The following is a 10,153-nucleotide window of genomic DNA, read 5'->3' as shown; positions in this document are numbered from 1 at the left end:
TATGGCCAATGCAATGTAAGCGGCTGGCGAGGTATTCAACTGCCAAAATAGTATCGGTTTAGAAAGATGAACTAAAAGTGCCCTTACTTTTTAATGAGGGGCACTTTTTTCTAGTTCCACTCAAATGCCAGTATATTCCTTCATAAAATTAAACGAATAATATATTCATATACATTAACAAACTAAGACCAAATGATTCACACATGGGGTGAATAGGATGAATCGGGTCGGGAAATATGCCCTTCAAAAAGAAATGGATGAAACGGAATTGTTAAAAATGGTCCTTGAGCTTCCTGAAAAGGATAAAATGTTAATGTGGTCTGAGGGGTATATCGACCATGTCATTAATCAATTACCAGAGTACGGAAAGGATATTTTGGTCAATCGTATAGAAAAATGGGAAGATACGAAAGCATATTATCAAGACCAACTTGATGAGATCCTTTCAAAAGAAGAAGTTAAAATGAAAATGAAGAGCGAACGCAAAGAATTCGCCCTTTTTGTCATGAAGCATTTTAAAGAATACCAATCTTTACTCTTTATGTGTTACGACGGCAATTTAAAAAATATGGATCTTAGAAAATTCGTNNNNTAAAAAAGAAATTATTTTAGAATACCTTTTTTACCTTTTTACCACTTTTGATTTTGAAATTCCCCAACAATTCATTAATTGGTGAATACCTTTTTCAATATCTTCCATGGGAATGCCGCCAAATCCTAATAAAAAGGTTGGATCTTTATAATCAATAGGACTTAATAAATAATCGCTAATGGGATGGATTGATATATGATCTATTGCCGCCATCTGTTTTAACTGTTCTTCACTATTTGACAGGGGGACAGAAATCAAAACGTGCATTCCTGCCTGGTCTCCCGTGATCTTGACATTCGGATAAAACGTTTCGAATATTTGAGTTAATTTTTCACGTTTTTTACGATAAATTTTCCGCATCCGGTTGAGGTGTTTAGAAAAATAACCGTCTCTCATAAAGTCGGCTAAAATATGCTGATCAAATCTAGGCACAGTTGCTGAGTAAAAATGAAAGGTTTCTTTATATCTTTGCAATAATGTTGAAGGTAAGACAAAATAGGCCACACGTAACGACGGCATTAACGATTTGGAAAACGTGCTTAAATAAATAACTTTATTGTTTTGATCCAACCCGTGTAACGCGGGAATTGGTTTTCCAATATAGCGAAACTCACTATCGTAATCGTCTTCGATAATATAGCGATTTTCATCTTTTGCTGCCCAGCTTAATAACTGCGTTCTTCGGGTGGCAGATAGAACTGCACCCGTAGGGAATTGGTGGGAAGGTGTAATGTAAACCACATTGGCATTTGTTTTTTCAAGTTCATCCACCATTAGACCATTTTCATCAACCGGGATCGAGATGGCGCTATTTTGCAATTGTATTTTTGGGATGGCTGAATAGCCAGGATTTTCAAGAGCAAATTTTAAATTACTACCAAGTAATCTGAGAATCATAGGTAGCAACTGTTCTGTTCCCGAACCAATGACAATTTGATCTGGTTGGCATACAATACCCCTTGATTGATAAAGATATTTTGAGATTTCAGCTCTTAAAGCAAATTCTCCTTGCGGGTCTCCAATTTGCAACAGTTCTTTTGAGTTAGAATCGTATATATTCTTGGCATATTTTCGCCATAGTGAAAAGGGGAATGAATCTGTATCAATTTTTCCCGGAAGAAAGTCAAATTGATACAATTTATTCTCAGCCTTCTCTACAGGCAAATGTAACATTTCTTTTTCAATAAAGGGTAATTCGTCGATCTCTTCCACAAAAAAACCAATGCGAGGTTTTGATGCCACATAGCCTTCTGCAATAAGCTGAGAATAAGCAATTTCAATGGTTGTTTGACTGATATTTAAAAATTCAGCTAATTTTTTCTTTGAAGGCAATTTGGTTCCAACATCAATTTGTTTATGTATTATGGCATCTTTAATTCCAAGATAAAGCTGTTCATATAAAGGTTTTTCTGTGCTTTTATCCAGTTTCAACATCAGCATATCCATCCGTGAATCCTCCATCTGACCATATTTATTTTCAAAAAACTGAACCTTTTCATGTAGTCAATTTCTATTATACTAATAATCATCAAATGAATGGAGGAAATTTTCATGAAACAAGTTGGAACTGAAAGAGTAAAACGTGGGATGGCAGAAATGCAAAAAGGCGGCGTAATAATGGATGTTATTAATGCCGAACAAGCAAAAATTGCCGAGGCTGCAGGTGCAGTGGCAGTAATGGCGTTAGAACGAGTGCCATCTGATATCCGTGCAGCGGGTGGCGTAGCCCGTATGGCAGATCCTCGTATTGTAGAGGAAGTCATGAGCGCTGTCACTATACCAGTAATGGCTAAAGCACGTATTGGCCATATTGTAGAAGCACGTGTATTAGAGGCAATGGGCGTCGATTACATAGATGAAAGTGAAGTATTGACACCTGCTGATGAAGAATACCATTTATTAAAAAGTGAATTCACCGTACCATTTGTTTGCGGATGCCGCGACTTAGGCGAAGCAGCCCGTCGTATTGGGGAAGGAGCCTCCATGTTACGGACCAAAGGGGAGCCGGGAACAGGAAATATTGTCGAGGCTGTTCGTCATATCCGTAAAGTAAATGCACAAGTAAGACGTGTTGTAGGAATGAGTACCGATGAACTTATGACCGAAGCGAAAAATTTAGGAGCACCATTTGAATTATTGTTGGAAATAAAAAAATTAGGACGCTTACCGGTTGTTAATTTTGCTGCAGGTGGAGTAGCTACACCAGCTGATGCCGCTTTAATGATGGAACTTGGCGCAGATGGCGTTTTTGTAGGGTCAGGAATTTTCAAATCCGATAATCCAGAAAAATTTGCCCGTGCCATTGTAGAAGCGACAACTCACTACCAAGACTATAAATTAATTGCTGAGATTTCAAAAGAGTTGGGAACACCTATGAAAGGTATTGAAATTTCGACACTAGCTGCAAGTGAACGTATGCAGGATCGTGGTTGGTAATATGTTGAAAATTGGTATACTAGCATTACAAGGTGCCGTGAGAGAGCATATTAGACAAATTGATGAGCTTGGCTGCGAGGCTGTACCTGTTAAATCAGTTGAAGATCTAAAAGGATTAAATGGTCTTGTATTGCCTGGCGGAGAAAGTACAACTATGAGGAAACTGCTGGATCGTTACGAGTTGCTGGAACCGATTCGCGCTTTGGCTGCCAAAGGAATCCCCATGTTTGGAACATGCGCGGGCCTGATCTTATTAGCCAAAGAAATTGTTGGATATGATTTGCCACATCTAGGGTTAATGGATGTTGTAGTTGAAAGAAACTCATTCGGACGGCAAGTGGATAGTTTTGAAGTGGAGCTATCCATTGAAGGAGTGGGGAATGACATTCCTGCTGTTTTTATCCGGGCACCACATATCGTAGCTACAGGAGACAATGTTGAGATTCTGGCAAAACACGAAGATCGCATTGTTTTAGCTCGAGACGGCCAATTTTTAGGTTGTTCCTTTCATCCAGAACTAACAGAGGACTCTAGAATTATGAAGTATTTTATTGAAATGGTCAGGGAAAGCACATTAGTTGATAGCTATTGATTCTTTAAGAAAAGAATAATAGGTAAATTCTAATCGCAAAAATATAGAGAAATGGCGATCCTCATGTTGAAGGATCGCCATTTTTTTATGCCAAAGGGGGAATTGAAGGAGGGATAGAAGATAAATAATAACTTTGTGAATCATATTTATTCTCTAAAAATCCCTAAAAAACTATATAAACTTGCCTACCTTAATCAACGGCAGCAACGCCAAGCTTTTTTGAATACATACAAACCGAAGACTAAAAAAGCAAGGAAACCAATGATCGCAATAAGGATATTTAAAATATTAAAAAAAGGTCCAGAAAGTCCTAATAATCCAAAGAAGTTGGAAGTGTAACCCAGCAATGCAAGCAACAACCAGATAACACCTGCTATAAATCCTAGGAAAATACCCCAAATGCACGAATGGCAAGAATCATGACCATGATGTCCCATTTAAATCCACCCCAATCAATAGTCTGTTAATAATATAGTATGTGGAATGTGGGGAGCATGTTTATTAAAAGTGTAAAAAAAGGCTTAAAAAGTAAGAAATATGCAAATGAAAGAAAATGTCGATTTCTATCAATATAGTTCAAAATGAAACTGGCACCCCCATTGAAAGGGAGAAGCAGGTTATTGATTCGTCTTATTATTCCAGGTTCCGATCTAGCAAAGCTCCCGTTTGTTCTGCTATCTCACGAGCTGGTAGAGGCATTTCATTTTTAAACCACCATTCAACAGCTCCAACAACAGCTGAACCAAAAAATTGCAGAATCACCTCTTCATTTAATCCATGATTTAATCCTTCGGTAGTCTCCACCTCAGCTTTAAATTCTTCTACGACTAAATCAAGAAAACGACTTCGGAAATAGGGAGCTCCTTTACTTGCTAGCATCGTTGAAAAAAATAAATGATTCTTCTCAAAGTATTCGTACCAGACATAATTTCCTTCTTGAAACGTCATCTCAGTAGCAGATTGGCATAGTTCTCGGAGATTATCCATATGTTCTCCAATCATCTTATCCAAGAGGTCGTATTTATCCGTGTAATGAAGATAAATGGTGCCTCGATTCACATCTGCTCTGTCAGCAATATCTTGAATAGTGATGTCATCGAAACTTTTTTCAGACATCAGTTCCGTTACGGCATTTTTTATAGCGACTTGGCTTTTGGCTATTCTTCTATCTACTTTAGGCATTCTGATTCACCATTCTTCCTTTAAATAATCAACAATTTTAGTTGACTTGTTGAGTAATCAACGAATTGCATTCATTTAACCATTGAAAGTTTAATGGGCTTTTTTATAATTATAAACAGATGTTGAATAATCAATCAATATTCATTTTCATATTTCATTTTGCAGAACTTTTTGGAAAATAAAAGTAAGTTAACTTCAAACAGGAGGCTCATTTATGGACCGAGTTGTAAAGAGCAAGGAAAAATACAAACAGTTATTTGGAAATGCAGTTCCAGCTGCGTACGCTGACGATCCTGCCTTTCAGGATATTCTTAGAAGCTTTATTTTCGGGGACGTATTCTATCAAGGAAATCTAGATGACAAGCAACGTGAGCTTATTACTCTGGTTGTTCTTACCACGAACCAAACTTTGCCTCAGCTTAAGGAACATGTAGTGGCCGCACTGAACGTTGGTCTCACACCCGTTGAAATCAAAGAGTCCATTTATCAATGTGCTCCATACATCGGATTTCCTAAAACAATAAACGCCATCAATGGAGTAAATGAAGTTTTCAAAGCAAAGAATATTGTTTTGCCGATTGAAAGCCAAGAGACTGTAGATGAAGAAAATCGCTTTGAAAGGGGGCTTTCCGTACAGGTAAAGATTTTTGGCGAAATCATTGCAAAAATGCGTGAGGCTGCTCCAGACAGTCAAAAGCATATACAGGATTATCTATCAGCTTTCTGTTTTGGAGACTTTTATACCCGTGGAGGACTCGATTTGAAAACTCGGGAGTTGCTGACACTTTGCATCGTAAGCAGCCTGGGTGGTGCTGATGTCCAAGTAATGGCACATGTACAAGGGAACCTAAATGTGGGCAATAACAAAGAAACTTTGATTTCCGCGATCACTCACTGCCTCCCATATATTGGCTTTCCAAGATCTCTGAACGCATTAGCTTTCATCAATGAAGTTATTCCTGAGAATTAAGAAAATATAACATGGCAAAGGAGGCAAAATCATGTTTAAGGAAACTTACAAATTAACAAATGGTGTAGAAATTCCCAAATTAGGTCTAGGTACCTGGCTGCTTGACGATGCCCAAGCAGAACTGGCGGTGCGTGATGCGGTATCGATCGGATATCGTCATATTGATACTGCTCAGGCTTATAAGAATGAAACTGGTGTAGGCGAAGGAATCCGTTCCTGTGGTTTAGCAAGAGAAGAACTTTTCATCACCACAAAGGTTGCCGCAGAAGCAAAGACATATGATGTAGCTAAGCAGTCGATTGATGAGTCTTTAGCAAAGCTAGAACTGGATTACATTGACCTTCTAATTATCCACAGCCCACAGCCTTGGATGGAGTTCCGTGAGGAGAATCGTTACTTTGAGGAAAATAAAGAAGTATGGAAGGCAATGGAGGATGCTTATAAGAAAGGCAAAGTAAAGGCAATCGGTCTTTCTAACTTCCTTCAGGATGATGTAGAGAGTATTCTTGCAAGCTGTGAGATCAAACCTATGGTTAATCAGATATTTGCACATATAAGCAATACTCCTTTGGAACTAATTGAATTCTGCCAGAGAAAAGACATTTTAGTAGAGGCATATTCACCAATTGCACACGGTGCCGTTCTCGATCATGCAGAGATTAAGTTAATAGCGGATAAGTATAGAGTATCTGTTGCTCAGCTTTGCCTACGTTATGATATCCAGCTTGGTATGGTCATAATTCCTAAGACGGCAAATCCGGATCACATGAAAAACAATGCAGAGCTTGATTTTGTTATCAGCGATGCAGATATGGAAATTTTGAAGAATGTAGCGCACATCCAGAATTATGGTGAGCATAGCTTCTTCCCGGTATTTGGCGGTAAGCTAAAATAAGCAGATCATAAATGATGGTCGTACAAAAAATACCTAAAAGTTGGTAAATAAGTCAAATTTACTGGAGGAAGAGTAAATGACAAAACATGAAGATGTAAAAAATGGCGTTATTTTCCCAGTTGGCGAGAAAAATGAAGCATTTGCACAATTTTTCGTTGGACAAAGTTATCTTAAAGGGTTGGTTGCTGATCCTAAAGTGAATGTTGGAGTGGGGAATGTGACCTTTGAACCAGGATGTCGCAATAACTGGCATATCCATCGCGACGGATTTCAAATTTTATTGGTAACAGGTGGCGAAGGTTGGTACCAAGAAGAAGGAAAACCCGCTCAATTCTTAGAAGCTGGTAATGTTATTGTCACCCATGATGGTGTAAAGCATTGGCACGGCGCTGCAAAAGACAGTTGGTTTGAACACATTGCCATCACTGCAGGTAAACCAGAATGGTTGGAACCAGTATCAGATGAGGAATATAACNNATAACAAATTATAATAATTGTTTGGAAAAAAATAGCCTTGTAAATTCAGGGCTTTTTTGTTTCATCCAAATCATTATGTTGTGTTCATAGACTAAGTAATAACTTGGGATGAGCATATATAATTTGCAAGATGTTAACTTCATAGGTGAAAAAATCATTGGAAATTTCTCGGAAGATGAACGAAATTTTTATTTTATTGACGAGAAAAAATTTATGAACGATACGGCTGCAAAGCATGGATGTGTGGTAGGATTACCTTGGAAGAACACTTTACAACTGAACTTAATCAAGATTAATTGCCACCCTTCCATGGTGCAAAAAAAATGAAAGACGGTTTTCCTGAAGACGAATAAAATCGTTTTGAAAAATGGAATAATGGCATTTGAACGTAAGTCATGCATTAAAATTTTTATAAAAAATGAGAGAAAGGGGGGTTTATGAAAAAGGTGATGGTTTATCTATTCATTTTTTTAGTTGTATTAATCGTTTTCATCATATTATTTATAAACATAAACCCAGCATTCGGCAGCAACCCAAACAAAAAACAAAAAAAGCAATTTAGTCAACTGAACAATTATAAGGATGGAAAATTTATCAATCTAATACCAACAAAGATGGAATTTAGTGCAGCTGATTTCACCTCTATGGTTGCAGAAAATTTTTCAGGTGCTAAAAATCGGAATCCTAAAGGACAAATTCCAGTTTCCGAGATTGATTGGAACAAAATCAAAAGTGAAGAAGATAGTTTAACTTGGTTTGGTCATTCTGCTTTTTTACTTATTGTGGATAATAAAAAGATACTGGTAGATCCCATGCTAGGCTCCGTTGCTTCACCTGTTACTTTCGTAGGTAGCAAACGCTACAGTAAAGACCTGTTATATCTTATTGATGAAATGCCGCCAATTGATGCTGTTTTTATTACTCATGACCATTACGACCACTTAGATTATCCATCGATAAAAAAATTGAAGAGCAAGGTCAATCATTTCTTTGTACCTCTTGGTGTAGGCGCACACTTGATTAATTGGGGAGTTAATCAAGAAAAAATAACAGAATTTAATTGGTGGGATGAAACAGAGTTTAAAGGCTTAACGGTAGCATTCACACCATCCAAGCATTTCTCTGGTAGGGGACCATTAAATAGAAATTCTACACTTTGGGGCGGTTGGGTCATTCTAGGTGAAAAGACACGTTTCTATACAAGTGGAGATGGGGGATATGATACACATTTCAAGGAAATAGGGAAGAACTACGGCCCTTTTGATCTTACCTTAATAGAAGGCGGGCAATATGACCGACGCTGGTCTTGGGTCCATATGACACCTGAACAATCTGTTCAGGCCCATTTAGAAGTAAATGGTAAAAATATGATGTTAATTCATTGGGGAGCTTTTACCCTTGCTTATCATGGGTGGACAGAACCAATAGAACGAGCATTAATAGAATCTGAAAAGTCAGGTGTAAATATGATTGCTCCTAAAATTGGTGAAACCGTTCCGTTAGGTAGGGAGTTATCCAATCCTATTTCTTCTTGGTGGGAATAATCGAAATTTATACAACAGCTTTAGATAAGCAAAACCCCTTCAGATCAGTGAAGGGGTTTTTAAAACTATTGATTTATCTACTAAACCTCCTACATTAAACATCACATAATAGCTATCCCAGCTGTTTTGTCATAAAGACACTGTTTGAATCTTCTATGTAGTCAGCAAAGGGTGGACAAAATTCAAAACCGAAACTCTCATATAGTTTTCTCGCAGGGGCAAACCCGGCCATCGACCCTGTTTCCAAACTAATCCTTTTATAGCCCCTCGAGATGGCTTCCCCAAGAATATGCTGGAGCATTTGTGAGGCAACACCTTTTCTGAGAAATGCCGAAGATGTCCTCATTGATTTAATCTCACCATGAAATGGATCAAGTTCTTTTAGGGCTCCCATACCGGCTAAAGCGTTGCCTTCCCATGCGCTCCAAAAAGTAATATTTGGTTGTTTCAACTTTTCTACATTTAAAGCATGGATGCTTTCCGCTGGGGAATTCAACCTCATTCCATAAAGATGTTCACTTATTAATTCGATCACTTCAGTTCCAGTTAAATCATCTATTTTAATCTCCATAAAATAACCTCCCCGTTTAATCTTAAGTTGGATTTACGAAATTAGCTACTATGATGTAAGGAAATCTAACAATAAAAATGGACTTTTCATCCATGACAATTGAAACCGTTTTGTAATAAATGGCTCAATGATAGAATACGTGGAAAAGCAATTGCTAAAGTTGTTTAGAGTATTAAACAACTATCTATACAAATATGGTTGGAGTTCGTCAAAAAGGGTATTGACAAAAAAAAGATTAAGCATTATTATTATCTCATATTCAAGATATTTTATTTCGAGATATTCAAGGAGGTGTACAAAATAGAGAGTAAATGCACAAATATACCCTTTTGGTCATAATACAAACAACAAAAGCCATTACTTGTTGAATAAAGGAAAAAATTTTTTTAACAAATATCTTAGATTCGAGATAATTAAAATTAGGAGGAATTTATCATGTTAAATATTGGATTATTCATTATTCGTTTAGTCATTGGGGTTTTATTTATTGGTCACGGCGCCCAAAAATTGTTTGGTTGGTTCGGAGGATACGGTTTAAAAGGAACAGGTGGTTGGTTTGAATCCATTGGAATGAAACCAGGTGTGACGATGGCTCTATTCGCAGGGCTAGCAGAATTTATTGGTGGTTTACTTTTTGCCTTAGGACTTTTAACTCCACTTGCAGGAATTTTGATTGCAGGGACTATGATAATGGCAATCGTAAAGGTTCATGGTCCAAACGGTTTATGGGCAACAGCAAATGGGTACGAATATAACTTAACTTTGCTTGCAGTTGCGATCGGGATAGCTTTGGTTGGTCCTGGTCAATATGCTTTAGATTCACTTTTTTTCTAAACATGTAATTTAAAATTGAGGTAAAATTCATCATTGTTTTGAAGTGGAATAATAATAAAG

11 protein-coding genes are annotated in these 10,153 nt (G+C 37.4%); 7 read left to right on the top strand and 4 right to left on the bottom strand.

All coding sequences use genetic code 11. The features are described from left to right. Positions 1–622: 622 nt before the first annotated feature. Entirely contained in the window at positions 623–2,038 is a 1,416-nt protein-coding gene (locus V7083_RS18570) for a PLP-dependent aminotransferase family protein (protein ID WP_335480687.1), read from the bottom strand. 105 nt (positions 2,039–2,143) lie between these two features. Here V7083_RS18570 and pdxS point away from each other — a divergent pair, with 105 nt between their 5' ends. Further along, complete coding sequence (gene pdxS / locus V7083_RS18565; RefSeq protein WP_335480685.1) at positions 2,144–3,028, top strand: pyridoxal 5'-phosphate synthase lyase subunit PdxS; 885 nt, start codon at positions 2,144–2,146, stop codon at positions 3,026–3,028. A 1-nt stretch (position 3,029) separates the two neighbouring features. Continuing rightward, on the top strand, positions 3,030–3,620 hold the full coding sequence (pdxT, locus tag V7083_RS18560) for a pyridoxal 5'-phosphate synthase glutaminase subunit PdxT (RefSeq protein WP_335480683.1): 591 nt from the start codon (positions 3,030–3,032) through the stop codon (positions 3,618–3,620). Positions 3,621–3,814: 194 nt separating this feature from the next. On the opposite strand, the gene V7083_RS18555 is transcribed toward pdxT, so the two are convergent. Continuing rightward, the gene (locus V7083_RS18555; protein WP_335480681.1) at positions 3,815–4,057 is read right to left on the bottom strand and encodes an ABC transporter; all 243 of its coding nucleotides are present in this window, start codon (positions 4,055–4,057) and stop codon (positions 3,815–3,817) included. 196 nt (positions 4,058–4,253) lie between these two features. Next, positions 4,254–4,802 carry a TetR/AcrR family transcriptional regulator gene (locus V7083_RS18550; protein ID WP_335480679.1) on the bottom strand — a complete coding sequence of 183 codons (549 nt, stop codon included), beginning with the start codon at positions 4,800–4,802 and terminating at the stop codon, positions 4,254–4,256. Positions 4,803–5,016: 214 nt separating this feature from the next. Between V7083_RS18550 and V7083_RS18545 the strand changes: the two genes are divergently transcribed. The 4 genes from V7083_RS18545 (at position 5,017) to V7083_RS18530 (ending at position 8,688) form a co-directional block, all read left to right on the top strand. After that, a complete protein-coding gene (locus V7083_RS18545; protein WP_335480677.1) occupies positions 5,017–5,772 on the top strand; it encodes a carboxymuconolactone decarboxylase family protein in 756 nt (251 codons plus the stop codon). A 31-nt stretch (positions 5,773–5,803) separates the two neighbouring features. After that, positions 5,804–6,667 (top strand): aldo/keto reductase, encoded by an 864-nt coding sequence (locus V7083_RS18540; RefSeq protein ID WP_335480674.1) that lies wholly within the window; start codon positions 5,804–5,806, stop codon positions 6,665–6,667. Positions 6,668–6,743: 76 nt separating this feature from the next. Further along, positions 6,744–7,148 carry a cupin domain-containing protein gene (locus V7083_RS18535; protein ID WP_335480672.1) on the top strand — a complete coding sequence of 135 codons (405 nt, stop codon included), beginning with the start codon at positions 6,744–6,746 and terminating at the stop codon, positions 7,146–7,148. Between the two features lie 433 nt (positions 7,149–7,581). Beyond that, the gene (locus V7083_RS18530; protein WP_438823746.1) at positions 7,582–8,688 is read left to right on the top strand and encodes an MBL fold metallo-hydrolase; all 1,107 of its coding nucleotides are present in this window, start codon (positions 7,582–7,584) and stop codon (positions 8,686–8,688) included. Positions 8,689–8,800: 112 nt separating this feature from the next. On the opposite strand, the gene V7083_RS18525 is transcribed toward V7083_RS18530, so the two are convergent. After that, complete coding sequence (locus V7083_RS18525; RefSeq protein WP_335480670.1) at positions 8,801–9,259, bottom strand: GNAT family N-acetyltransferase; 459 nt, start codon at positions 9,257–9,259, stop codon at positions 8,801–8,803. Between the two features lie 435 nt (positions 9,260–9,694). On the opposite strand from V7083_RS18525, the gene V7083_RS18520 reads away from it, so the two are divergent. Beyond that, the gene (locus V7083_RS18520; protein WP_335480668.1) at positions 9,695–10,093 is read left to right on the top strand and encodes a DoxX family protein; all 399 of its coding nucleotides are present in this window, start codon (positions 9,695–9,697) and stop codon (positions 10,091–10,093) included. Positions 10,094–10,153 lie beyond the last annotated feature (60 nt).

This window comes from Bacillus sp. JJ1764 (genome assembly GCF_036962145.1).
GTDB lineage: Bacteria > Bacillota > Bacilli > Bacillales > Cytobacillaceae > Neobacillus.
The sequence above is the reverse complement of the archived record's forward strand: the minus strand, read 5'-3'. Positions and strand labels throughout refer to the sequence as shown.